General features: G+C 61.9%; 24 protein-coding genes and 1 tRNA gene. 11 read left to right on the top strand and 14 right to left on the bottom strand.

All coding sequences use genetic code 11. From position 1 onward, the window contains the following. Positions 1–3 precede the first annotated feature (3 nt). The 3 genes from EV286_RS02475 (at position 4) to EV286_RS02485 (ending at position 2,032) form a co-directional block, all read left to right on the top strand. Entirely contained in the window at positions 4–333 is a 330-nt protein-coding gene (locus EV286_RS02475; RefSeq protein WP_132955416.1) for an NIPSNAP family protein, read from the top strand. Continuing rightward, entirely contained in the window at positions 330–683 is a 354-nt protein-coding gene (locus EV286_RS02480; protein ID WP_132955417.1) for an antibiotic biosynthesis monooxygenase, read from the top strand. The genes EV286_RS02475 and EV286_RS02480 overlap by 4 nt, the downstream gene beginning before the upstream one ends. A gap of 218 nt (positions 684–901) precedes the next feature. Further along, complete coding sequence (locus EV286_RS02485; RefSeq protein ID WP_132955418.1) at positions 902–2,032, top strand: site-specific DNA-methyltransferase; 1,131 nt, start codon at positions 902–904, stop codon at positions 2,030–2,032. 142 nt (positions 2,033–2,174) lie between these two features. Here EV286_RS02485 and EV286_RS02490 read toward each other — a convergent pair whose 3' ends face one another. The 3 genes from EV286_RS02490 to mutY are packed head-to-tail and all read right to left on the bottom strand — an operon-like array spanning position 2,175 to position 4,246. Next, positions 2,175–2,540, bottom strand: coding sequence for a nuclear transport factor 2 family protein (locus EV286_RS02490; RefSeq protein ID WP_132955419.1), 366 nt, complete (start codon positions 2,538–2,540; stop codon positions 2,175–2,177). 2 nt (positions 2,541–2,542) lie between these two features. Further along, complete coding sequence (locus tag EV286_RS02495; protein WP_132955420.1) at positions 2,543–3,157, bottom strand: HAD family phosphatase; 615 nt, start codon at positions 3,155–3,157, stop codon at positions 2,543–2,545. A gap of 3 nt (positions 3,158–3,160) precedes the next feature. Then, complete coding sequence (mutY, locus tag EV286_RS02500) at positions 3,161–4,246, bottom strand: A/G-specific adenine glycosylase (protein WP_132955705.1); 1,086 nt, start codon at positions 4,244–4,246, stop codon at positions 3,161–3,163. A 210-nt stretch (positions 4,247–4,456) separates the two neighbouring features. On the opposite strand from mutY, the gene EV286_RS02505 reads away from it, so the two are divergent. From EV286_RS02505 to EV286_RS02515, 3 genes are all read left to right on the top strand, one after another. Continuing rightward, on the top strand, positions 4,457–4,975 hold the full coding sequence (locus EV286_RS02505; RefSeq protein WP_245500587.1) for a DUF721 domain-containing protein: 519 nt from the start codon (positions 4,457–4,459) through the stop codon (positions 4,973–4,975). 159 nt (positions 4,976–5,134) lie between these two features. Then, positions 5,135–5,893: a DsbA family protein gene (locus EV286_RS02510; RefSeq protein ID WP_132955421.1), complete on the top strand. Its 759-nt coding sequence runs from the start codon at positions 5,135–5,137 to the stop codon at positions 5,891–5,893. Positions 5,894–5,986: 93 nt separating this feature from the next. After that, a complete protein-coding gene (locus EV286_RS02515) occupies positions 5,987–9,448 on the top strand; it encodes a chromosome segregation SMC family protein (protein ID WP_132955422.1) in 3,462 nt (1,153 codons plus the stop codon). Between the two features lie 18 nt (positions 9,449–9,466). Here the strand turns inward: EV286_RS02515 and EV286_RS02520 are convergent, their stop codons facing one another. Further along, positions 9,467–9,820 (bottom strand): hypothetical protein, encoded by a 354-nt coding sequence (locus EV286_RS02520; protein ID WP_132955423.1) that lies wholly within the window; start codon positions 9,818–9,820, stop codon positions 9,467–9,469. 63 nt (positions 9,821–9,883) lie between these two features. Here EV286_RS02520 and ppdK point away from each other — a divergent pair, with 63 nt between their 5' ends. After that, the gene (ppdK, locus tag EV286_RS02525) at positions 9,884–12,553 is read left to right on the top strand and encodes a pyruvate, phosphate dikinase (protein WP_132955424.1); all 2,670 of its coding nucleotides are present in this window, start codon (positions 9,884–9,886) and stop codon (positions 12,551–12,553) included. 3 nt (positions 12,554–12,556) lie between these two features. Here the strand turns inward: ppdK and EV286_RS02530 are convergent, their stop codons facing one another. Both EV286_RS02530 and EV286_RS02535 read right to left on the bottom strand, forming a co-directional pair. Then, complete coding sequence (locus tag EV286_RS02530) at positions 12,557–12,826, bottom strand: hypothetical protein (RefSeq protein ID WP_245500588.1); 270 nt, start codon at positions 12,824–12,826, stop codon at positions 12,557–12,559. Between the two features lie 113 nt (positions 12,827–12,939). After that, positions 12,940–13,353, bottom strand: coding sequence for a hypothetical protein (locus EV286_RS02535; protein ID WP_132955425.1), 414 nt, complete (start codon positions 13,351–13,353; stop codon positions 12,940–12,942). A gap of 401 nt (positions 13,354–13,754) precedes the next feature. Between EV286_RS02535 and EV286_RS02540 the strand changes: the two genes are divergently transcribed. After that, entirely contained in the window at positions 13,755–14,912 is a 1,158-nt protein-coding gene (locus EV286_RS02540; RefSeq protein WP_132955426.1) for an acyltransferase, read from the top strand. A 204-nt stretch (positions 14,913–15,116) separates the two neighbouring features. Further along, positions 15,117–16,025 (top strand): DUF1499 domain-containing protein, encoded by a 909-nt coding sequence (locus EV286_RS02545; RefSeq protein WP_132955427.1) that lies wholly within the window; start codon positions 15,117–15,119, stop codon positions 16,023–16,025. A gap of 30 nt (positions 16,026–16,055) precedes the next feature. On the opposite strand, the gene EV286_RS02550 is transcribed toward EV286_RS02545, so the two are convergent. Continuing rightward, the gene (locus EV286_RS02550) at positions 16,056–16,967 is read right to left on the bottom strand and encodes an MBL fold metallo-hydrolase (RefSeq protein WP_132955428.1); all 912 of its coding nucleotides are present in this window, start codon (positions 16,965–16,967) and stop codon (positions 16,056–16,058) included. A gap of 197 nt (positions 16,968–17,164) precedes the next feature. On the opposite strand from EV286_RS02550, the gene EV286_RS02555 reads away from it, so the two are divergent. After that, positions 17,165–17,239 (top strand) — tRNA-Gln (locus EV286_RS02555). Between the two features lie 111 nt (positions 17,240–17,350). Here EV286_RS02555 and EV286_RS02560 read toward each other — a convergent pair. The 7 genes from EV286_RS02560 to EV286_RS02590 form a co-directional block, all read right to left on the bottom strand. After that, entirely contained in the window at positions 17,351–17,944 is a 594-nt protein-coding gene (locus tag EV286_RS02560) for a GNAT family protein (protein WP_132955429.1), read from the bottom strand. A gap of 79 nt (positions 17,945–18,023) precedes the next feature. Then, the gene (locus EV286_RS02565) at positions 18,024–18,875 is read right to left on the bottom strand and encodes an SDR family NAD(P)-dependent oxidoreductase (RefSeq protein ID WP_132955430.1); all 852 of its coding nucleotides are present in this window, start codon (positions 18,873–18,875) and stop codon (positions 18,024–18,026) included. Next, entirely contained in the window at positions 18,872–19,657 is a 786-nt protein-coding gene (locus EV286_RS02570) for a hypothetical protein (protein ID WP_132955708.1), read from the bottom strand. Before EV286_RS02570 ends, EV286_RS02565 begins: the two co-directional genes overlap by 4 nt. Before the next feature lie 13 nt (positions 19,658–19,670). Beyond that, a complete protein-coding gene (locus EV286_RS02575; RefSeq protein ID WP_132955431.1) occupies positions 19,671–20,258 on the bottom strand; it encodes a protein-S-isoprenylcysteine O-methyltransferase in 588 nt (195 codons plus the stop codon). Between the two features lie 67 nt (positions 20,259–20,325). Beyond that, positions 20,326–20,910 carry a hypothetical protein gene (locus tag EV286_RS02580; protein ID WP_132955709.1) on the bottom strand — a complete coding sequence of 195 codons (585 nt, stop codon included), beginning with the start codon at positions 20,908–20,910 and terminating at the stop codon, positions 20,326–20,328. 155 nt (positions 20,911–21,065) lie between these two features. Next, positions 21,066–21,197 (bottom strand): ABC transporter, encoded by a 132-nt coding sequence (locus tag EV286_RS32355; protein WP_132955432.1) that lies wholly within the window; start codon positions 21,195–21,197, stop codon positions 21,066–21,068. Between the two features lie 159 nt (positions 21,198–21,356). Then, positions 21,357–21,941, bottom strand: coding sequence for a L,D-transpeptidase (locus EV286_RS02590; protein WP_132955433.1), 585 nt, complete (start codon positions 21,939–21,941; stop codon positions 21,357–21,359). A gap of 617 nt (positions 21,942–22,558) precedes the next feature. Here EV286_RS02590 and EV286_RS02595 point away from each other — a divergent pair. Continuing rightward, positions 22,559–23,314 (top strand): glucose 1-dehydrogenase, encoded by a 756-nt coding sequence (locus tag EV286_RS02595; protein WP_132955434.1) that lies wholly within the window; start codon positions 22,559–22,561, stop codon positions 23,312–23,314. The last annotated feature ends 60 nt before the right edge of the window (positions 23,315–23,374 follow it).

Here is a 23,374-nt window from a genome sequence, read left to right on the forward strand (position 1 = left end):
TCAATGATCACCTGCTTCATCCGTTATGAGATCGATCCGTTCAAAAAGGACAGGTTCGCCGAATATGCGCAGGCCTGGGGACAGGCCATTCCGCGCAACGGCGCCGACCTGATCGGCTATTTCGGTCCGCATGAGGGGTCCGCGACCACGGCCTACGGCGTCTACAACATCGAGAGCCTCGCGGCATACGAGGCCTATCGCGCCCGCCTCGCCGCCGATCCGCTGGGGCAGGAAAACTACCAGTTCGCCAGGCGCGAGCGTTTCATTCTGAAGGAGGATCGCATCTTCCTGAAAAACCTGTCGCTACCCCACGGAGTTTTCATCGAGCCATGATCGCCGTCATATTCGAAGTCGTGCCCTACATGGGCGAACGCCACAAATATCTCGATCTCGCCGGCGACCTGCGCTCCGAGCTCGAGAAGATCGACGGGTTCATCTCGATCGAGCGCTTCGAGAGCCTGACTGTGCGCGGCAAGCTCCTCTCGCTTTCCTTCTGGAGGGACGAGGAGGCAGTCAAGGCCTGGCGCAACCTTGAAGTCCACCGCGCCGCCCAGAAGGCCGGCCGGGGAGGCATCTTCGCCGACTATCGCCTGCGCATTGCCCATGTCGTACGCGACTACGGCATGTTCGAACGCGACGAGGCGCCGGCCGACAGCAGGGAGGTGCATGATAGTGCTGCCTGAACCCGTCAACGCATGAAGATCTGTCGAACGAAACTCGATCCCGGGACCACCTGAGAATCCCCGGATCGAGCCTGAGGATGTCGGGGAACGAGGGACGCCGCTTCCACTTCGAGAACAATTTCCGGGAAATCGCGTCGCGCTTCAGCCTTTGGTAACCAACTTGGGTAACCATAACGGTCAGTTAAGGGTAACGAGTAAGCGTACAGAGCGAGTATCATATGGCGTCAGTTTTCCCGCTTGCCGAGTTCAGAAAGTCCGAAAATCAGGCTTCCTGGCTCGACACGATCATCAAGGGCGATTGCGTGGCCGCGCTGGAGGCCCTGCCCACCCATTCCGTAGACGTCATCTTTGCCGATCCGCCGTACAATCTTCAGCTTGGCGGCACGCTGCATCGGCCGGACCAGTCTCTCGTCGACGCCGTCGATGACGAATGGGACCAGTTCGCTTCCTTCGAGGCCTATGATGCCTTCACGCGCGCCTGGCTGCTTGCCTGCCGCCGCGTCCTGAAGCCGACCGGTACGATCTGGGTCATCGGCTCCTATCACAACATCTTCCGCGTCGGCACCGCGCTTCAGGACCTGAACTTCTGGCTCCTCAACGACATCATCTGGCGCAAGACCAATCCGATGCCGAACTTCAAGGGCCGTCGCTTTCAGAACGCCCATGAGACGATGATCTGGGCGAGCCCGAACGCGAAGGCAAAGGGCTACACCTTCAACTACGACGCCATGAAGGCCGCCAATGACGACGTGCAGATGCGCTCCGACTGGCTCTTTCCGATCTGCGGCGGCTCCGAGCGGCTGAAGGGGGAGGACGGCAAGAAGGTCCACCCGACCCAGAAGCCCGAGGCACTGCTTGCCCGCGTCATCATGGCGTCTTCGAAGCCGGGTGACATCGTCCTCGATCCCTTCTTCGGCTCCGGCACGACCGGCGCCGTCGCCAAGCGCCTCGGCCGCCATTTTGTCGGCATAGAGCGTGAGGAGGAATACATAGACGCAGCCGTTGCGCGGATCGATGCCGTCGAGCCGCTCGGCAAGGCGGAACTCACTGTGATGACGGGCAAGAAGGCGGAGGTTCGCGTCGCCTTCAACGTGCTCGTCGAGAGCGGAATGATCAAGCCCGGCCAGGTGTTGACCGATGCGAGACGGCGCTACAGCGCCATCGTGCGCGCCGATGGCACGGTCGCCTCCGGCGGCGAGGCCGGTTCCATTCATCGTCTTGGCGCGAAGGTCCAGGGCCTTGATGCATGCAACGGATGGACGTTCTGGCATTTCGAAGACGGGCAGTCCCTGCGCCCGATCGACGAACTCAGATCCGTCATCCGCAGTGATCTGGCGAAAGCGGAGTAAGCCGAGCTCCGTCGGATCAAAGAACAATCTTCTTCCGGTTTTTGTACCTCCAGTTACGGAAGAAGGTGACGACGCCCGGGGATCAACACTCCGGGCGTCCTGCTTTCCGGATGCCCATGCCGGACAGCCGTAGCGCCAACGCTTAGAATTCCTGGTAGTCGGTCACCTCGACGTGGGTGATCAGGCCATCCTCGTCGAAGCTGATGGTTTCCTCGCCTTCGCGGATCAGCGGCTTTCCCGTCTTGCTGTTCGTCGCACGCACCGACCAGACGGCCCGGCCGGAGCGTGGGCCCACCTTTTCGACGAGGCTGTCGACGGCGGTCTGGTCCGGATAGGTTTCGAAGTAGCCGCGGAAGGCCTCCATGATCTCGTCGCGCCCGGCCAGGCTACCCACACCGTTGGAGACATAGGTGGCATTGGCCGAAAGCGACTTCTCGATCGTCTCGAAGTCCAGCGCATTTATGGCGCCATGGAAGGCCTCGACCGCCTTGACCGGATCGAAACTCATGATCAGATCCTCACGCCGTAGGTGGCAAGATCGGCGCGCAGCTTGTCCGCGCCGCTGAAATGGACGGCGTTCCAGCCCGCCGCCTTCGCGCCCACGACATTGGCCGGCGCGTCGTCGATGAAGATCGTGGCTTCGGGATCGAGCCCGAAGGTCTTGGCATGATGGTCGTAGATCGCGACGTCAGGCTTGATGAGGCCGATATCGCCCGAAACCGTCACGCCGCGTGGCTTGGTGAGGAATGGAAAGCGGCCCTGCGCCTCGCGGAAGGTGTCGGAGGCGAAGTTCGTCAACATGGTGACGTCGCGGCCCTCGGCGATGAGCCCTTCCATGATCGCGACGCTGTCCTCGTAGGCGTGCGGCACCATTTCGTGCCAGTTCTCGCGGAAGGCGCGGATATGTGCTTCGCGATCGGGATGCATCGCGATCAGCAACGCTTCGGCGTCCGCCCATGTGCGGCCGCGGTCCTGCTCCAGGTTCCACTCATGGGTGCAGACATTGGCGAAGAACCAGTTGCGCTCCGCCTCGTCGGGAATGATGCGGCTGAAGGGAAGATGCGGGTCGTAGTGGATCAGAACCTTGCCGATGTCGAAGACGATATGCTCAATTTTCGCGGCCATGAATTATCCCTTGGTGTTCCTGAATGCGCGGGGAATGGCCTGTGTGATCGCTTTTTTCATCACGGTCGGCAAGGCCTGGTTTTCAAGATTCGTGACCGGCTCCCACCACGCGCCGTCAATATGGGGCGCCGCAGTTACCACGGTCCGGTAGATCGAAAGCCTTAGTTCGAAATGGGTGAAGACGTGCGCCACCGATCCGCAGGCCTGCCAGTCCGCGGCAAAGGGCGCAGCATCGGGCGATGTCTCGCCGTCGATGCGCGCCGTCCACGCCGTGGTCGGAATCTCGGTCATGCCGCCGAGCAATCCGGTTTCGATCCGGCGACGTAGGAGGATATCGCCGGCGGCCGTCACCGCGACGAAGGCGGCACCGACACGGACCGGCCTTTCCTTTTTCGCAGCCTTGACCGGAAAGCTCTCGGGGTCGGCCTGCCGGAGGGCCTGGCAATAGTCGCGGAAGGGACAGAGCGAACAGGCCGGTCGCTTCGGCGTGCAAATCGTAGCGCCGAGGTCCATCATGCCCTGGGCGAAATCGCCCGGACGCCCCTGCGGCGTGAGGGCAGCCACCTTCTCCTTCATCAGCGGCTTTGCACCAGGCAGGGGCTGTGAGATCGCATAGAGCCGCGAGATCACCCGCTCCACATTGCCGTCCATCACTGCTGCAGGCCTGTCAAAGGCGATTGCCGCGACAGCAGCGGCGGTATAGTCGCCGATGCCGGGAAGGGATTTCAGGCCGTCCTCCGTGTCCGGAAAGCGGCCGCCATGGTCATGGGCCACAGCCTCCGCGCACTTCTTCAGGTTGCGGGCACGGGCGTAGTAGCCGAGGCCGGCCCATGCGGCCATCACGTCCTCGCTCGGCGCGGCGGCAAGGTCCGTGACGCTCGGCCAGCGCCTAAGGAAGTTCTCGAAATAGGGCTTCACCGCCTGCACTGTGGTCTGCTGCAGCATGACCTCGGAGAGCCAGACGTCATAGGGATCGGGCCTCGCGCCACGTGCGGCCCGGCCGGGCGTGATGCGCCAGGGCAGGTCGCGGTGGTGACGGTCGTACCACGCGAGCAACAGGCTGGACAGGTTTTGCGGCGCTTCGGAAATGGCTGATAGGACCTTGCGAATATCGGGACTGCGCACGTTAGATAGGTTTTAGCGCTACCTGTCGTCAACGAAAGACAGCCCCCAAAGGAAACGGATTTTTCGCCGTGAGACTTGTGGTAGATTCCTTCCTGTGATTTGCAGCCCGGGATTTTCGTTAATAGCTTCCCGATCCCGCAGAAGCCTGATCCCGCATAAGAAAGAGTGCGTGCATTGAAGACGACTGGTGGCTGGAAGGCCGCAAAGCGCGGCGCGGCCCAGATTTCCGAAGTGGCAAACGGCCTCATCGATCCCATGCTTGCGCGCCGCGCCGGCATAAACACGGCCTTGCTCGCCTCCTGGAGCGAGATCGCCGGCGAGGATTTTGCCGACTGCACCCGGCCGGAAAAGATCGCCTGGTCGAGGCGTGGCGGTCCGGGCGAGGACCAGGCGTTTCAGCCCGGCGTGCTGACGATCGCCTGCGAAGGGGCGCGAGCGCTCTTCCTGACGCATGCCCAGGGCGAACTCATCCAGCGCATCAACGGCTTCTTCGGCTTTCCCGCCGTCCATCAGATTCGCATCGTCCAGAAGCCGGTTTCGCTCGGCCCCGGCCGTAGCAGGAAGCCGGTGCCATTGAAAGGCGAGGCGGCAAACAGGCTCGAAGCCATGATGGAAGGCATCGAGGGCGATAAGCTGAGGGACGCCGTTCGCCGGCTTGGTACCGCCGTTCTCGGAAAGCAGAGGCCCCGCTAAACAAGCAACCGGACGCCATTCTGACAGTAATTTAATGCAGTTGTCGTCGGTTGGTCACAATTCTTTGAAGGAACTTGGCAAAGCGTGCCTTGTTAGCGGCAACGCGCCGTTATATCGCATGGAAAAATTTGACGCTTCTCTTCTCGATATGGGGATTAAATGCCGATGGCCGAAATGCACCTCACCAAACGTCGCTTGCTTGGCGGTATTGCCGTCGTAGCCGTCTCCGCAGTACTTGCTGCCTGCAATGACAGCAAGGATGCCGCGGACGCCGCTCCGGCGAACGGCGTGGACACGAGCATCAAGACCGGTGCGACGTCGAACGTCGAGATTCCCCAGTCGGATGGTGACGTGAACATGGCCGAGGCGCTGAAGCCTGGTCCGCTGCCCGATATGGCGCTCGGCAAGGCCGACGCTCCGGTCAAGATCATCGAGTACATGTCGATGACCTGCCCGCATTGCGCTCATTTCCACAACACGACCTTCGACGAGATCAAGAAGAAATACGTCGACACGGGCAAGGTGCAGTTCATCATCCGCGAGTTCCCGTTTGATCCGCGCGCTGCCGCCGCCTTCATGCTCGCCCGCTGCAACCCGGCAAAGCCGTCTGAACTCAGCACCGCCGACACCTATTTCCCGATGGTCTCCATGCTCTTCAAGCAGCAGCAGACCTGGGCTGCAGCCGATGATGGTCGCGCTGCCCTGCTGCAAATGTCGAAACTCGCCGGTTTTACACAGGAGAGCTTCGAGGCCTGCTTGACGAACCAGAAACTTCTGGATGATGTGAATGCAACACGGGAAAGAGGCGCCAAGGAATTTGGCGTCAACGCGACCCCAACATTCCTGATCAACGGGAAGCGCTATTCTGGAGACATGACGGTTGAGACCATGTCGGCGCTCATCGACAGCCTTCTCTGATCCGAACCGTTTCACGATGGCGGGCGGCGGCGAAAGCCGTGCGCCCGCTTTTTGTTTCCACGCTTCGCGCGATGGGGCCGGTGAGGTCTTCGCATGAAGTTCAACAAGCTTCGCGTTGTCGGCTTCAAATCCTTCGTCGAGCCTTCGGAATTCATTATCGAGCGTGGCCTGACAGGCGTCGTGGGGCCGAACGGCTGCGGCAAGTCGAACCTTGTCGAGGCGCTGCGCTGGGTGATGGGGGAAAACTCCTACAAGAACATGCGTGCGTCCGGCATGGACGATGTGATCTTCTCCGGCTCTGGAAACCGCCCCGCGCGCAACACGGCCGAAGTCGCGCTCTATCTCGACAATGCCGACCGCACTGCGCCGGCTGCGTTCAACGACAGCGACGAGATACAGGTCACGCGCCGCATCGAGCGTGAGCAGGGCTCGATCTACCGCATCAATGGCAAGGAATCGCGCGCCAAAGATGTGCAGCTTCTCTTTGCGGACGCCTCGACCGGCGCCCGCTCGCCCTCCATGGTCGGGCAGGGCCGCATTGGCGAACTCATCCAGGCAAAGCCCCAAGCGCGCCGGCAGCTGCTGGAAGAGGCTGCGGGCATCTCCGGCCTGCACTCGCGCCGCCACGAGGCGGAGCTTCGCCTTCGCGCGGCCGAGACCAATCTCGAACGCCTCGACGACGTGACTACGCAGCTTGAGGCCCAGATCGAAAGCCTCAAGCGCCAGGCGCGACAGGCAAACCGCTTCAAGGCGCTCTCGGCCGATATCCGCGCCCGCGAGGCACTGCTCCTGCACATACGCTGGGTCCAGGCCAAGGAGGCGGAGGCAGAGGCCGAGAGCGCGCTGAATCAGGCGACGGTGGTCGTTGCCGAAAAGGCCGCGATCCAGATGGAAGCCGCCAAGGCCCAGGCGATTGCCAGCCTGAAGCTGCCGGAATTGCGCGAAGGCGAGGCACGAGCCGCCGCCGCGCTGCAACGGCTGCAGATCGCCCGCACCCAGCTCGAGGAGGACATGAGCCGCATCCTCCGCCGTCGCGACGAACTTTCACGGCGTCTGCTGCAGCTTGCCGAGGACATTGCTCGCGAGGAGGCCCTTGTCACCGACAACGCCGCGATTCTCGCACGGCTCGATGCGGAAGAGGCCGAGATCGAGGAAGCCTTGGCGGATTCCGGCCGCCAGGCCGAGGAAACCGGCGAGGCCTTTGAAGCCGCGGCCGCCAAGCTTGCCGAGAGCGAGCGCGTCTTCGCCCAACTGACGGCCGAGCGCGCCGAAGCCGCCGCTGGCCGCAACCAGCTGGAACGCACGATCCGCGATCTCGCCGATCGCAAGATGCGCCTGGCGCGCCAGATCGAGGAAGCCAATCGCGAACTCGCCGCCATCGACGAGAAAGTCGCGAGCCTCCCTGACCCGGAAGAAAAGCGCGCCGTGGTCGAGGCGGCAGAGGCAGCCGTGGACGATGCCGAGACGGCGACCCAGGAGGTGGAGGCAGCGCTCTCCGATGCCCGTCGCCTCGAGACGATGTCGCGCTCGCCGGTCGAGCAGGCCCGCGCACGGCTGAACGAACTGGAGACGGAAGCACGCACGATCGCAAAGATCCTTGCGGGTGGTGCGGCATCCGGCGAATTTTCGCCTGTCGCCGAGGACCTGCGCGTCGATCGCGGTTTCGAGACAGCTCTCGGTGCCGCCCTCGGAGATGATCTGGACTCTCCGCTGAATGCCGAGGCGCCGGCCTACTGGACCGGCAATGGCGATGGCGCCGCCGACGCGGAGCTTCCGGCGGGCGCCGTGCCGCTCATCGATCACGTTCGAGCGCCCGCGGAGCTGACGCGGAGCCTGCGGCAGATCGGCATCGTGCGCACCGAAGACGCGCCGCGGTTGATGAAGTTGCTGCATCCGGGCCAGCGCCTGGTGACGCGGGAAGGGGCTGTGTTCCGCTGGGATGGCCATGTTGCCGGTGCGGATGCGCCGAGCGCTGCCGCACTTCGCCTTGCCCAGAAGAACCGCCTGGTCGAGCTGGAAGCCGAGGTGGAGACCGCGCGCGATGTGCTGACCGAGGCCGAGGAGCGGCTCGCCGCGGCGACGGATGAGATCCGCAGCAGGGAGCAGCGCCTTGCGGAAGCCCGCGATTTTGCGAGGCTTGCCGCCCGGCATCTCGCCGAAGCACGCGAGGCGCTTGTGGCCGCAGAACGTGCGTCGGGCGATCTCCTGCGGCGACGTGACGTGGTCTCGGAGGCCGCGAGCCAGCTGCAGGCGCAGATGGAGGAAGGCGCCTTCCAGGAAGAAAACGCGCGCATCGAGCTGGAGGATGCTCCCGACCTCGCCGTTCTGGATCTGCGGCTGCGCGACCAGCAGGCCGAGGTGGCGACCGATCGCGGCAGCCTTGCCGAGGTACGCGCGCGCCATGAGGGCCTCGATCGCGAAAATGAAGGCCGCAGGCGTCGCATCCTGGCGATCCGTCAGGAACGCGAAACCTGGCGCCAGCGCGCTGCAAGCGCAGAAGATCACATCGCTACCCTGAGGGCGCGCGAAGAAGAAGGTCGCGAGGAGGCCGCCGAGCTCGAACTGGCGCCGGATGAATTCGACGACAGGCGTCGTGCGCTGATGACCGAACTGCAGAAGGCGGAGGAGGCGCGACGCCAGGCGGCCGACATGCTCGTCGAGGCCGAGGCGATCCAGCGCGGAGCCGACCAGAAGGCGGCCACTGCGCTGTCGGAACTCGCCGAGACCCGGGAAAAGCGCGGCCGCGCCGAGGAACGGCTGGTTTCGGCGCGTGAGAAGCGGCAGGAAAGCGAGGGTCGTATCCGCGAGGTCCTCAACGTCCCTCCCCACGAGGCCCTGCGTCTTGCCGGGGTGCCGAACTTGCAGAACGTACCCGACCTGCGCGAAGTCGAGCGCGAAGTGGAGCGGCTGCGGATCGAGCGTGAGAGGCTCGGCGCGGTCAACCTTCGCGCCGAAGAGGAGCAGAAGGAGCTGAGCGACAAGCTCGAAGCGCTCGTCAAGGAACGCGACGACATCATCGATGCCATTCGCAAGCTGCGCGGTGCGATCCAGAGCCTCAACCGCGAGGGCAGGGAGCGGCTCATCGCCGCCTTCGACATCGTCAACGCTCAGTTCCAGAGGCTGTTCACCCATCTTTTCGGTGGCGGCACGGCCGAGCTGCAACTGATCGAGTCCGACGACCCGCTGGAGGCGGGCCTCGAAATCCTCGCGCGTCCGCCCGGCAAGAAGCCGCAGACGATGACCCTGCTTTCGGGCGGCGAGCAGGCGCTGACCGCGATGGCCCTGATCTTCGCGGTGTTCCTCACCAATCCGGCCCCGATCTGCGTCCTGGACGAGGTGGATGCGCCGCTCGACGACCACAATGTCGAGCGCTATTGCAACCTGATGGACGAGATGGCGGCATCCACCGAAACACGCTTCGTCGTGATCACGCATAACCCGATCACCATGGCACGCATGGATCGCCTCTTTGGCGTCACCATGGCCGAGCAGGGGGTCTCGCAGCTTGTTTCCGTGGACCTCCAGACCGCCGAACAGCTCCGGGAAACCGCATAAACGGCCCGAAAACGCTTTTCACCAAAAATGGTCCGCTGTTTTCGGACAAATCCCCCAATTGGGTGATGTTCTCTCCCAGGCTTCGGCATTAGGCTGAGAATCAGGCTGCATTCGTAATACGTTGGGGAATGGATAGCGAAGGCCGCCTGGCGTGCTGGGTATAGCTGTTTCCGTACAGGTATTGGCGGCAAGATCTGTTACGGCTAAGGCATGTTCCCACCGCGTATCCGGTCGCTTGGCCGGATCGAAGGCTTTGCGGGACAATTGTTGCGGTCCCGCAAAGCCTTTTTTTATCTGCATTTTCAGCCCTAAAAAAACGCCGTTTTTACATTGCTGCGACGATTCATTGTGCATCGCAACATTTTGCCGCATTTGTCGATTTTCATTTCCACACCAATGGATTAAGTTGAATCCCGATCCTGGTGTGGGGGAAAAATGACCAAATGGGTCTACACTTTCGGCAAAGGTAGTGCAGAGGGGCGCGCAAGCGACCACGAGTTCCTTGGCGGAAAGGGTGCCAACCTGGCGGAGATGTGCCATCTCGGCCTTCCTGTTCCTCCCGGCCTTACCATCATCAGTGAAGCCTGCGCCCGCTATTACAAAAGCGGCCGCACCGTGCCTGAGGAACTCAAGGCGCAGGTGATGCGCGGTCTCGGCAACATGGAGAAGATCACAGGCCGCAATTTTGGCGGTACGGAACGCCCGCTGCTTCTCTCCGTGCGCTCCGGCGCGCGCGCCTCGATGCCCGGCATGATGGATACGGTTCTCAATCTGGGCCTCAATGACGACACCGTGCAGGCACTTGGCCACGATGCCGCCGATGCCCGCTTTGCCTGGGACAGCTACCGGCGATTCATCCAGATGTATGCCGATGTCGTCATGGGCGTCGACAATGAAGTCTTCGAGGAGATCCTCGAGGACGAGAAGGGCCGTCTTGGACACGAGTTCGATACCGATCTTTCCGCCGTCGAATGGCAGCATATCGTCACGCTCTACAAGGGCACGATCGAGGAAGAACTCGGGGAAGCCTTTCCGCAGGACCCGCAGGAACAGCTCTGGGGCGCGGTCGGCGCTGTCTTTGCGAGCTGGATGAACCCGCGCGCCGTAACCTACCGTCACCTTCACAATATCCCGGAAGGGTGGGGAACGGCGGTCAACATACAGGCCATGGTCTTCGGAAATCTCGGCAATGCCTCCGCGACGGGCGTTGCCTTCACGCGCAATCCCTCGACCGGGGAGAAGGAGCTCTACGGCGAATTCCTGGTCAATGCGCAGGGAGAGGACGTCGTTGCCGGCATCCGCACGCCGCAGAGCATCACCGAGGCCGGCAGGATCTCTTCCGGCTCCGACCGGCCGTCCATGGAAAAGCTGATGCCGGAGGCCTTTGCCGAGTTCCGCCGGATTTGCGGCGCGCTGGAGGGCCATTACCAGGACATGCAAGACCTCGAATTCACCATCGAGCGCGGCAAGCTCTGGATGCTGCAGACGCGGGCGGGAAAGCGCACGACGCGGGCGGCCATGAAGATTGCGGTCGACATGGTGGACGAAGGGATGATCACCGAGGAAGAGGCGGTGCTACGCATCGATCCGGCCTCGCTCGACCAACTTCTTCACCCGACGATCGATCCTTCCGTACACCGGGAGGTCATCGGCTCCGGCCTGCCGGCTTCGCCGGGTGCCGCGACCGGAGAGATTGTCTTCACGGCCGAGGAAGCCGTCATAGCGGAGGAGGAAGGGCGCAAGGTCATTCTCGTGCGCGTCGAGACAAGTCCCGAGGATATTCACGGCATGCACGCCGCCGAAGGCATCCTGACGACGCGCGGCGGCATGACGAGCCATGCTGCCGTCGTTGCCCGCGGCATGGGCATCCCCTGCGTCGTCGGTGCGGGTACGATGCGCATCGACACGCGCAATGAGCGGCTGATCGGCGTTGGCGTGTCGCTGAAGAGGGGCGACGTCATCACCATCGATGGTTCGGCCGGCCAGGTGCTGAAGGGCGAGGTGCCAATGACCCAGCCCGAGCTTTCCGGCGATTTCGGCCGCATCATGGGCTGGGCCGATCGCGCCCGCCGGATGACGGTGCGTACCAACGCCGATACGCCCGCCGATGCGCTGGCCGCGCGTTCCTTCGGCGCGGAGGGCATAGGCCTTTGTCGCACGGAGCACATGTTCTTCGAGGGCGACCGCATCCATGTGATGCGCGAGATGATCCTCGCCGAGGACGAGGCTGGTCGCAAGGCGGCGCTTTCCCGCCTGCTGCCGATGCAGCGGTCTGATTTTACCGGCCTCTTCACCATCATGCACGGTCTGCCGGTGACTATCCGCCTGCTCGATCCGCCGCTGCATGAATTCCTTCCGAAGACCGATGACGAGATCGCCGAAGTCGCCTCCGCCATGGGTATGGAGCCCATCGTGCTGCGCCAGCGCGTCGATGCGCTGCACGAGTTCAACCCAATGCTCGGCCATCGTGGCTGCAGGCTGGCGATTTCCTATCCTGAGATCGCCGAGATGCAGGCCCGTGCGATTTTCGAGGCAGCCGTTGCGGCAGCCAAGCAGACCGGCGCGGCCGTCGTGCCCGAAATCATGGTGCCGCTGGTCAGCCTGCGCTCCGAACTGGACTACGTGAAGGCGCGCATCGACGAGATTGCCAGGGAGGTGATGGCGGAGGCGGTGATGCGCATCGACTACCTTGTCGGTACCATGATCGAGCTGCCGCGCGCCGCACTCAGGGCCCATATCATCGCGGAGGTGGCGGAGTTCTTTTCCTTCGGCACGAACGACCTGACCCAGACGACCTTCGGCATCTCGCGCGACGATGCCTCCGCCTTCCTGACCACCTATCAGCGCAAGGGCATCATCGAGCACGACCCCTTCATCTCGCTCGATCTCGACGGCGTGGGGGAATTGATCCGCATCGCAGCCGAGCGCGGCAGGCGAACGCGCAACGACATGAAGCTCGGCATCTGCGGGGAGCATGGTGGCGACCCGACCTCGATCCACTTCTGCGAGGCGATCGGCCTTGACTATGTCTCGTGTTCGCCGTTTCGCGTGCCCATCGCCCGGCTCGCCGCCGCGCAGGCCGCCATCAGGGAAGCCCGAAACTGACGATCAGTAGAAGCGGCGGCCGTAATAGGAATCGCCGTAGTAGAACGGATAGTTCGACCAGGCCTGCGCTTGGAAAGCACGCGCATCCGCATCGCGGTTGAGCTCTATGTTCTGCAGGCAGCGGGCGAGGCCGTCAGTCCCCCGCTTGAAGCCGTAGCCCAGGCATTTCGATTCATCGGCCGCGCGTTGCTGCTCGGGAGTAAGTGTCTGGCAGCCGGCAAGGGCCGCGCCAAGCGCGACAAGCGGAAAAAGACGGTGGATGCGCGTCATCATATTACTCTCGGCCATGAGGCGGAGAAGATTGCATTTTTCCGGATTCGTCAACACACGCTTGCTCTGCCGGCCCGAGGCGGCCGCCGGCATCCAGCACGATGCTAGGGAGGATGCTACATCACGCCCGGTGCGGCCTGCGGCATCTGCCTGATGACGGCGACGAAGGCGTCGGCGAAACGAACGAGATGGGCCGTGTTGTCGTTGGGCAGCTGGACACGGATCTCGCCGCCATTTTCATCAAGGGCGGCCAGCACGATGCGTGTCTTGTCCGCATCCTGGGGAACCCGCAGGACGCCGAGCCTGATGCAATCTTCCATCAGTCCCGCCGCAGGCAGGTCGAACAGCAGTTCTCCGCCAGCTGCTTCCGCCGCCTTGCGTACTGTTTCCCGGAAACCGGGCTCGCCGCCTTCATATCCCTCCAGGGAAAGTTCGAGTTCGAGCATTTCGAGAGGCAGGAAGGATTCGCTTGCTCCCGAGGCGCCGGCAGATGCGGGCTTTGCCTTGGAGGCGGTGTCCGGTGAAAGCATCGTATATCTCCTGAAGTCCCTTCGGGGCGGATAAGACGTCTCATGCGTGGCCATTTTGTGGCATTTAAGCGTAGTCTTATATGCGTGTCTAGAGATAATAGCGTGAAAGCAATGACTTCCCGCAATCGCACAAACGGGCTACTCCTTGGGCGAGCGCCATGTTTGACGGTTTCACTTCGTCGCCGACGAATCGATCCTACCCCTTTCGGGCAGGCAAACCCTTCGAAGTGTTGAGCGGCATACCCGGCTTGATCCGTCGACGTTCACGCCGGTTGCGGTGATCCTGCGCCTGTGACGACGTGAAGTTGGAAGGAACGCCAGCGGCGCAACAGTCTGGTCCTGCGAAAGCCCGTCGCTGCTTTCAATTTCCATCAATCCTGTTGACAGCGTGAGGACGAACGATGGGTCTGGGCTTCCTTCGGCTTTTGTTTGCCGCTTCAGTCATCTGTGCCCATGGCGGCGGCATACTCGGCTATGACTTCACCACTGCGCGTGCTGCGGTGCAGGGGTTCTTCATGCTGTCCGGGTTCCTCATGCAACTCGTGTTGACGGAAAAATACGACCCGCGCAGCGAGCTTATGCTTTTCTATTCCAACCGGGCCCTCCGCATCTATCCGATCTATTTCCTGGCGATGTTCGTTGCCATCGTCGTTGCCGTATTCGTCTATCCGTATTCAATGGGCTTCCTGTACAATCTCCATGAGGTTCTATCCGGGATAAATCCCCTGGAATGGATCAGGTTTGTCCTGACATCCCTCTTCATCTTCGGCGAGGATGCTTACGTCTACGAGAGGGTGAGCGCGGCCGGGCTGCAGTTTACGGCGGGCGGTGTCGGCAATGCCGCTGAGACCTATATTATCGACCCGCCGGCTTGGTCTATTTCCCTGGAACTGACATTCTATCTCCTGGCTCCATTCCTGGCGCGTCTCACGACGCGATGGCTGGTGCTCGTGCTGATCTTTTCCTTCGCGCTGCGGGTGGGGGGATGGTCGATCGGGCTGGACTACGATCCCTGGACCTACCGCTTCTTTCCGTTCGAGATCCTCCTCTTTGGGGCTGGAATGCTCTCCTACCGCTGCGGAGCGTCGATCGTCGCCGCGCTAGGGCCGAGATTTCTCCGGTGGATATTCCCCATCTCGCTCGCGGGCGGAGTGGCGCTTCATCTCGCCGTGCTCGCCGCGGATCGGGTGCATCTGCCCGAGGAGGTGATCTACCTGGGGTTCTACTGCTTCCTGTTCGTTGCGCTGCCCGGTCTCTTCTACCGCGCCAAAGGTTCGAAGCTCGACAGTCGGCTCGGATCCTTCTCGTACCCGGTATATCTGCTGCATTGGCCGGTTCTTCTCATCTACAATGCGTGCTTCGGGGCGGCGCAGAATATCTACGGCGGTACCGTCAGAACAATCATTTGCTGTTTGGTCGTTTTCCTCCTGTCCTATGCCGTGATCGTGCTGGTCGAAAGGCCGATAGAGAAGATGCGGCACCGCCGCGTGCGTCATTCGTCCCCTGATTCGACAGCTATCGGCGCGACGGGAATGGTGGTCTCGTCGCCGGTTCCCTGAGTTTTCCGGGAACCGCAGACCAATCCGGTTATGCCGCAGCAGAACGCAACGAGCCGGACCTGACGGTTGGTTGCCGGTTGCCTTCCGCATATCGCAGTTGGCGTTGGAAGAACGAGACAACAGTTTCAATTTAGCCGAATCTTGCACTAAACATGGATGAGGGTCCGCGCCGGGCGGGCTGCTCGTGATCCGGTGAGTGCGCGCATGACAATCCGCTTCGACCGTCCTGTTTCGCTTGCTTCCCGCATTGCGCGCCGGATGGGCGCATTTGCGCTTGTGCTCTGCCTGGCCGTGCTGCTCGCGCACCGGTTCGGCCCACTGGAGACACCCTATTTCGTGCTCCTGATGATGGCAGCCGGTGTCTTTGCCGCCCTTGCCGTGGGGTTCGCCGCAATCGGGCTGCGCAGCCTCTGGGTATTCGGCGCGGAGGGCGGAAGGCACGCGCTGAAGGCGATTGTCTATGCCGCGCTGCCGCTGGTGATCATCGGCTTCGCTCTGGAGCACTACATCACGCGCCCGGCGATCTACGATGTTTCGACCGACACGACCGACGTGCCGGCCTGGCTCAAGGCGCCTGACGCCAACCAGATATGGCTGCCGCGGAATCCCGACACGAGCGCGCAGGATCGGGAGATGCAGCTCGAGGCCTACCCGGCTCTCACGGGCCGGCGCTACGAGGGCGCCATCGACCGCGTTCTGCATGCGGTGCGCAAGGTCGCCGCCGAAAACCGCATCACCATCATCGGAACGGAGGGGCTCGAGGGCGCTGAACCGGAAGCAGAGGAGCCTGTCACGCCGCAGCCAAGCGAGGGTGCGGTGTCGGATGCTCCGGAAACCGTCCCGGTCCCGTCGCCGCGGCCCTACAACGACGCCATTGCCGAACTCATTCGCCGCAGCACGAAGGGCGGGCTGCTGCAGGGTGAGACGCGCACACTCGTCCTCGGCCTACACTTCGATATCATGATCAGGCTGCGGGAGGAGGCGGAAACGACGCTGGTCGATATGCGCGTCGCTTCCCGCTACGGCCAGCACGACCTCGGCTTCAGCGCCATGATCGCGGAGGAATATCTGCGCGCGCTTGACGCTGAACTGCTGGGGATTGCCGGCGGCTGACCGGGCGGGGGAAGGCGGCCAGGCGGCCGTTCATTTCGGCCTGTATTCCCCCATCAGCCGCGGAGGCCCGTCCGTTTCGACACGACCTCTTTCGACGAGATCTTCCAGATGCGCCAGCACCGAGAGCGCAGCCGCGCCGTGCAGTCGTGGGTCGGTATCGCGATAGATCGTCTTGACCATCTCCGGGATCGACCGGTCGCCGGCCCGGATGCGCTCCAGCACGGCCCGCTCGCGCATGCGCCGGTGTGCCTTGAGCCCGCGCATGAAAGCGGCGGGTTCCTTCACCGGCCCGCCATGGCCGGGGAAGAAGATGCGATCGTCGCGCTGAAGCAGCCGGTCGAGAGAGGTCATGTAATCCATCATGGAGCCGTCTGGCGGTGCCACGATCGTCGTCGCCCAGGCCATGACATGGTCTGCGGAAAAGACGATGCCGGTATCGCCGAGCGCGAAGGCCGAATGATTGGCGGTGTGGCCGGGCGTGTGAAGAGCCGTGAGTTCCCACCCGTCTCCGGAAACGGCCCCACCGTCGGCAAGGGTGATGTCGGGCATGAAGCCGGTGTCGGAGCTTTCGGCGAAAGGGTTGATCTCGCCCTGGTAGAGAGGACGCGCCGCACGGTGCGGCCCTTCGCCGACGGTGATCGCGCCCGTTTCCCGTTTCAGCCGCGCGGCAAGGGGGGAGTGGTCGCGATGCGTATGGCTGACGGCGATATGCGTGACCTCGCGGCCCTGGAGGGCTGCCATCAGCGCCGCGAAATGCTGCTCGTCCTCCGGCCCCGGATCGATGACCGCGACCGAGGAGCCGCCGACGATATAGGTGTTCGTGCCGTGGAAGGTGAATGGACCGGGATTGTTTACGGTGATGCGCTGAACCCCTTCGGCGACAGGCACCGCCTGCCCATAGGCAGGCTCGAAGGAAAGGTCGAAATCGGGACTTCTTTTCATGGAGGTGATGGTTGCCTCGTAATGCTTATCTGCTTGCGATGACACACGGCCGAACGCTTGCATGCCGCAATGCCTATCATGTCATCGCCGAATGCACACAGAAATCTACGGCTCTGCCTATTTAGTGATTGTGGGCGGGTGCGAGCTTTGCTAATCAGGCGGCGGTTTGCGAAGCGGATCGCCGCTTCCCGCGCTGGTGGGGCGTAGCCAAGCGGTAAGGCAGCGGTTTTTGGTACCGCCATCCCCTGGTTCGAATCCAGGCGCCCCAGCCAAGTCTCTGTTCGCGCATTCTTCTGAGCATTCGCCACTGAAGTTGAACAAAACGCGCCTGAGCGGCACTTTGCCGGGATTGCGTTTGAAGTAACGGTGGAGCGTCAGGACTATCAGCGAGGCTTTTCAAGCTGCCACTTGAGATTGGAGCGGACCGCGGGCCACTCAGAGGGAATAATGCTGTAAACGCAGGTATCGCGAAGGGTGCCGTCGGGCATACGCATATGCTGGCGTAACACACCGTCGAGCTTCGCTCCGAGGCGTTCGATGGCGCGACGACTTTGATGGTTCATAAAATGGGTCCGGAACTCGACAGCCAGGCAACCGAGGCTATCGAACGCATGCGATAGCAAAAGCAGCTTTGCTTCCGTGTTTAAGGGAGTTCTCTGAGAGCTATTGGCATACCAGGTGCCTCCTATTTCGAGCCGGGGGCCTGCAAGGTCAATATTCAGGTATGTTGTCATCCCCGCGACACGCTCACTGCGCTTGTCGAACACGGTAAAGGGTAACAAGACCCCTGAAGCTCGTCGCTCGAGACAGCGGTCTATATGCGCTGCCATGGCATCAGGTGCTGGAACGCTCGTGTACCACAATTGCCACAGGTTGCCGTCCCTTGCAGCTTCAACAAGCCCATCATGATGCTCATGCGCCAAGGGAACCAGATCAACGTGCTGACCCGATAGAGTAATTGCTTCCAAAGCGGTCACTGGACGGTCCTCCTTTCCCGTATCATCGCAGCACGTTCGCTGAGAGGCGGCCGAGCGGTATCGATGCCGCCGGCGATGTCTAGCGCGCGCCGCAGCATTCCCTGAATTTCTTGCCTGAACCGCAGGCGCATAGATCGCTACTGCGGCGCTGCAGCCGGCCGATCAGGGGAAGCCTGACAACGGCAGGCAGGAACGTGGCGGCAAAGGCCGTCAGCTTGGCCGAGATGCCCGGCACGACAAGACGGCGACCGGACTTGAACCCGCGCCACGCGTGCTCGGCCACATATTCGGCATCCACCTTCGGCAAGACCTTGAAGAGCCGCGCCTGACCCGCGCCCGATGTTTCGAGGAACTCTGTCGACACCGGTCCGGGAGCAACGCAGGTAACGGTCACACCCGTGTGGCGCAGTTCCTGATGCAGCGCTTCCGAAAAGGAGCGAACGAAGCCCTTGCTCGCGTAATACAACGCCATGTTGGGTCCGGCCGTGAAGCCGGCGATGGAGCTGAGATTGAGCACGCCACCACTGCGACGCGCCACCATGCCCGGCAGGAAGCGGAGGGTCATTTCGCTGAGGGCGCGTATGTTGACATCGATCATGCCAAGCTGATCGCCGAGAGGAAGCGTCGTCGCGGCTCCGCGCAGCCCATATCCGGCGCTGTTGACCAAGACGTCGCAGACCAGATCGTTGGCAGAGAGGAACTCTTGCAGGCTGCTCGACGCGTCCTCGGCGAGGAGATCCAGTGCCAGGGTGAACGCCTCGCCACCTGCACTCCGCACATCCATGGCCGCTGCTGCCAGCCCCTCGGTCGAACGCGCGACCAGAACGACGGCGCCGCGCTCCCGCGCCGCGACCTTGGCAATCGACCGCCCGATGCCACGCGACGCACCCACCACTACAACGGCCGGCCGCAACTGCTTGAGTTGATTCATGTCGCCATTCCTGACGCCGCCTTGCCGATAGTGGCCTCGCCCTGGTCGCGGCTGCGCAGTTCGTCAGCGATTTCACCGTTCAGGATGCGCTCGAACTGGACGAGCGCGCGCGCCACGTTGGCCCCGTCCATGACCCTGTGGTCATAGTGGATGCGGACAGTCACGGTCCCGTCCTCGGCGATCGGCCCGTAATTGAAGATCGTCGTCAGGGGCGTGAGGGGGTTCAGCGATTCGGCCCCGAGACCCGAATAGACCGACAACTGGAAGGTGCCAAAGCGGCGGGCGCGCTGCCGCGGAAGATTGAGGCCAAGCCACATCAGCAGCCACCTGAGCGGCCCGGGCGCCTTGGCGAACTTCAATGCCCGCCGAAATTCCTTTATCTCGAGGACCGGGCTTGACCGGGCCGTAAGGATCAAGGCCTCCAGCTCCTGGATGGGCCGGTGTTCGGGATCCTTGATGGTGCTCAGCAAGACGATCCGCTCGCCCTCGTGCTCGCGCTCATGCGCGACCGAGGCGACGCTCAGCGGGTATTCGTAGAGCTGCGGCCGAGGCAGCTTGACATAGGCGCGCCGTAGCTCCGGCACCTCCTGCGAAAGAAGCGCGTATCCCTTCAGGAACAATACGGTCCAGGACGGCTTGCGCAGCCACGTCGTTCTGGCCTGCTGAAGCGGGCCGAGGTTCATCTGCCGCTGCACGGTGACGCGAGGCACGCGGATGGAGAACCTCATCAGGTCCCCTACAAGGCGCCGTGACGCCGAAAGCTTGAGGGCGCGGCCTCGCATCATGCCACCTCTACTAATAGAGATAAGGGATAAGTCGCTTGGTCCTATCCATGTAGGCTTGGTAGCGGGGACCGAAGATCTCCAGCATCATGCGTTCCTCCTTGTCCACCCGCAGAAAGAAAAGCACGGCGAAGCCGATCAAACCGGCCAATCCCACCACCCAATTCGAAAGCAGAAAGGCCTGGCCAAGGGCCATGAGCAGGAAAGACGTATACATCGGGTGGCGCACGAGAGTGTAGGGGCCGCCGGAAATCAGCTCGTGTTTCTCGCGGATCTGGAGCGAAATGGACCAATTCTTGCCGAGCTCCTTGTGGGTTCTTCGAAAGAACCACATGGCCGAGAAGAAAAGCGCGCATCCCACGATGATTGCCCATAGATGGGCCGGATAGTCGGCGGCCTGCGGGATTCCGGTGGCGATGTAGATCGCCGGTACGACCGACATGCCCAGCAAAGCGGCCCCAAGGCCAATTGCCTCGGCGGTCGAGCGTCTATCGCTGACGACCCGCACCCGCTTGGCGCGTCGCTCAAAAGGATAGCGAATAATATACCAGGCGACGATACCCAGAACCCAGGCAACTTCGCCCGCACCAGCCATGCTCAATTTAGTTCACCGCAGCCCTTCTGTGCCCGCGATCGCCCGCTTGGGCGACCGGTATGCCCGAGTTTCGTCACCCGACATTCATCTCACGAAGCTTCGTAACGAATTCTTGCGGACGAAGCCAGATGCTTGGCGTCTCATACCCCATGGAACGCGCGATCTCTCCGGTGAAAGCATTGCAGTTGTACACCGAAGCTTGCCAAAACTTCGATTTGGCCTGCAGCTTGCGGATAAAGGCGACGGTCTTGTTGTATTCTGCCTCGGTGAGTATAACCCGCCAGCTTGCCGACCGATACTGCTCTTCGAGATCCCCGTCGCTGGCCCCGGTTTCGGCCGGCACGGGCACGAAATGCCCGAGTATGTAGGGTCCCTCATCGGTCGATGCCGGAGCAAGACCCGAGACCTCCGGGTTGATCATCTGCCCGTTCTTCCCCAAGCGCCCGAATACCACATAGGTATGGCCATAGCTCAGCGCATAGCGGGAGCGGAATTCAATAAAGTATCGGCCGTCTTGTTGGGGGGATTTTGCTGGAATCGCATTGCCGCGCGTGTCCGAGACAAAGCGCGGCTGGGGAGGCTTATCTTCCGATTGGCATGATGTTATCGCGAAAGCGAACAGGACCAAAAGTGAGAGATGGCCTTTTGCAAGCTTCACCACCACGCTTCATCTCCACAGCTTCAGCGGGCACACACCGAAAAATCGCTTATCAGCGACTCCTGGTCGCGCCATAAGCTGCAAAGCCGGTCGAGCCCCATAAATAGCATTGGTGGAGAAGGTTTTACCCTTCTCCACCAATAAATGCCTAGATGTTACTTATACACCGGCGCCGGTTCGGCGGCCGGTGGCGGAGCTTTCCCCTTACCTTTGCCAACCGTCCCGCAGGCGCTAAGGCTGGCAACCGAAAACAATGCAACGAGTGACACGATTAGAATTCTGCTCATCAAGTAGTCCTCTCCTCTCCTCGGAATAGGTATCGAAGGCATCAACTTACGATAACCGATATTTGATTCGGGGCTAGTGCAGAAAAGACACACAACCCATTCGAGTTGACTAAATTACTCATTTACGCTGTTCAAATGCATGGTTTTCGTGGCGCACGATCAGATGACCACGACCGCCGTGCCCACGGGTGCCCGTTTGTAGAGATCGACGATGTCGTCGTTTGTCATTCGGATGCAACCGTTTGAAACTGCATGACCAATCGACCATGGCTCGTTTGTGCCGTGGACGCGGAACATGGTGTCGTGGCCACCGCGGTAGAGATAGAGCGCAGACGCTCCAAGCGGATTGTGCGGCCCGCCCGAAACGCCGGCTGCATACTGCGCCAGACGCGGCTTGCGCTCGATCATGCTCGCAGTAGGTGTCCATGAAGGCCACTCCGCCTTGCGTCCGATAGTGGCATTGCCCTTGAACGCCAGACCTTCTTCGCCGACGGCCACGCCGTAGCGTATCGCTCGACCGTCCCCCTGCACATAGTAGAGGTACCGCTGCGATGTATTGACGACGATGGTTCCAGGCGGCTGGCCGCCGTCATAGGCCACCTCCTTGCGCCGAAAGCGAGGGTCCTGGTAGACTTGGGATATCAGCCGGGATCCTGTCGGCCAGCCCGAAGAGGCGCATCCGGAAACAGTCGAAACCAGACTACCCAGAACGAGCATCCGGCGCGTCAAGTGGTGGTTGTCCATTTTTCCCTTCTAATTAATTTCCCCCTAAAGTTTCGTCTTTACCATCGCATCGCTCGCTGGCCAAGTCCCGGAGCTTGCTGGGAATAACGGGAAAAGCAAAATTCTGGATCAGTGTGGAAAACGAGCAATTCCGTCCTCGGCGCAACGAACAGGTGCAGCAACTGCAACTGACTGGAAAGGAGGCCACCTTCGTCCTTGCGGTATCCGCGATTCGGCGGAGAATGGAAGGGTGTTGGATTGCCCCTCGGGCCAACCAACGCCGTTGCTTGGTGGGTCGGTCGGCCTCGTCTTGGCCGACTTGCGATGCCGCGCGACGAAGCGATGATGACGGCGGCTGATGGCTGGTTTCGTGACCAGATCATGTGTCTTCCGCGCCATCCCGGCGAAGGCGCCGGCGCTGAAGGCAAATGTAAGCGTTCATTATCATACAAGTACATCGATCGGTAAGTCGTGCTGATCGCTCTTGGAAATGGGCGGATCCCGCTGTTGGCTTGGCAGGGGAGGACAGGGCACAGGGGCTTGCCGCTCGTCGAAACAGACGCCATGCTACTGGTGATGGTGAAGTATGGTGCGCCGACAATCGGGTACTGGTCGGTTGGATTGCATGGGGGGCAAGAATGAGGCTTGGTTTCGAGGGAAAGGTTGCGCTTGTAACCGGCGCAGGTTCGGGAATAGGCGCTGCTGTTTCGCGGCAGCTGGCGGAAGAGGGGGCCGAGGTCGTTATCGCTGACATCAACGCTGAAGCTGCGGAAGAAACCGTCGCGGTGATTCGTTCGAATGGGGGCAGGGCGCGCAACTTTACGGTCGATGTTACTGACGCTGCCGCTGTGGAGAGGCTGATCGACTTTACCGTTCAGCAATGCGGCGGCCTGGACATGGCGGTAAACAATGCGGGCATAGATGGCGCCCGAAAGCCGACGGCAGACTATCCGCTCGACATCTGGCACAAGTCGATGAACGTCAATCTCAACGGCGTTTTCTACTGCATGAAATACGAGATCCCGGCCATGCTGGCGGGTGGGGGAGGCGCCATTGTCAACATGTCGTCGGTTCTCGGTTCCGTCGGATTGCCGTTTTCCGCGGCCTATACGGCCGCCAAGCACGGGGTTCTCGGACTGACGAAGGTTGCCGCAATCGAATATGCGCGGATGGGGATCCGCATCAATGCGGTTGGACCGGGCTGGATCGAGACAACGCTGCTGTCCGAGCACTCGGAAGCGTCGGGCAGCCGGCGCATGGCAGCACTCCAGCCGATGGGACGGCGCGGGACTCCGGAAGAGGTCGCATCTCTGGTGTGCTTCCTGTTGTCCGAACAGGCAGCATTCATAACCGGAAGCTGCCATCTGGTGGACGGGGCCTACTCCGCCCACTAGGTCCCTGGCGCGGAATCCCCTCCAGCCCTGAAAACGATCTCGAGGACCAGCCCTGGTCGA

It is taken from the genome of Rhizobium sp. BK251 (assembly GCF_004345245.1).
Classification (GTDB): domain Bacteria; phylum Pseudomonadota; class Alphaproteobacteria; order Rhizobiales; family Rhizobiaceae; genus Rhizobium.

Excerpts from the sequence above, each read along its gene's own strand:
- EV286_RS02475 (WP_132955416.1), top strand. The coding sequence starts at position 4 with ATGATCACCTGCTTCATCCGTTATGAGATCGATCCGTTCAAAAAGGAC.
- EV286_RS02480 (WP_132955417.1), top strand. The coding sequence starts at position 330 with ATGATCGCCGTCATATTCGAAGTCGTGCCCTACATGGGCGAACGCCAC.
- EV286_RS02485 (WP_132955418.1), top strand. The coding sequence starts at position 902 with ATGGCGTCAGTTTTCCCGCTTGCCGAGTTCAGAAAGTCCGAAAATCAG.
- EV286_RS02490 (WP_132955419.1), bottom strand. The coding sequence starts at position 2,540 with ATGAGTTTCGATCCGGTCAAGGCGGTCGAGGCCTTCCATGGCGCCATA.
- EV286_RS02495 (WP_132955420.1), bottom strand. The coding sequence starts at position 3,157 with ATGGCCGCGAAAATTGAGCATATCGTCTTCGACATCGGCAAGGTTCTG.
- EV286_RS02510 (WP_132955421.1), top strand. The coding sequence starts at position 5,135 with ATGCCGATGGCCGAAATGCACCTCACCAAACGTCGCTTGCTTGGCGGT.
- EV286_RS02515 (WP_132955422.1), top strand. The coding sequence starts at position 5,987 with ATGAAGTTCAACAAGCTTCGCGTTGTCGGCTTCAAATCCTTCGTCGAG.
- EV286_RS02520 (WP_132955423.1), bottom strand. The coding sequence starts at position 9,820 with ATGCGGCAAAATGTTGCGATGCACAATGAATCGTCGCAGCAATGTAAA.
- ppdK (WP_132955424.1), top strand. The coding sequence starts at position 9,884 with ATGACCAAATGGGTCTACACTTTCGGCAAAGGTAGTGCAGAGGGGCGC.
- EV286_RS02530 (WP_245500588.1), bottom strand. The coding sequence starts at position 12,826 with ATGATGACGCGCATCCACCGTCTTTTTCCGCTTGTCGCGCTTGGCGCG.
- EV286_RS02535 (WP_132955425.1), bottom strand. The coding sequence starts at position 13,353 with ATGCTTTCACCGGACACCGCCTCCAAGGCAAAGCCCGCATCTGCCGGC.
- EV286_RS02540 (WP_132955426.1), top strand. The coding sequence starts at position 13,755 with ATGGGTCTGGGCTTCCTTCGGCTTTTGTTTGCCGCTTCAGTCATCTGT.
- EV286_RS02545 (WP_132955427.1), top strand. The coding sequence starts at position 15,117 with ATGACAATCCGCTTCGACCGTCCTGTTTCGCTTGCTTCCCGCATTGCG.
- EV286_RS02550 (WP_132955428.1), bottom strand. The coding sequence starts at position 16,967 with ATGAAAAGAAGTCCCGATTTCGACCTTTCCTTCGAGCCTGCCTATGGG.
- EV286_RS02565 (WP_132955430.1), bottom strand. The coding sequence starts at position 18,875 with ATGAATCAACTCAAGCAGTTGCGGCCGGCCGTTGTAGTGGTGGGTGCG.
- EV286_RS02570 (WP_132955708.1), bottom strand. The coding sequence starts at position 19,657 with ATGCGAGGCCGCGCCCTCAAGCTTTCGGCGTCACGGCGCCTTGTAGGG.
- EV286_RS32355 (WP_132955432.1), bottom strand. The coding sequence starts at position 21,197 with ATGAGCAGAATTCTAATCGTGTCACTCGTTGCATTGTTTTCGGTTGCC.
- EV286_RS02590 (WP_132955433.1), bottom strand. The coding sequence starts at position 21,941 with ATGGACAACCACCACTTGACGCGCCGGATGCTCGTTCTGGGTAGTCTG.
- EV286_RS02595 (WP_132955434.1), top strand. The coding sequence starts at position 22,559 with ATGAGGCTTGGTTTCGAGGGAAAGGTTGCGCTTGTAACCGGCGCAGGT.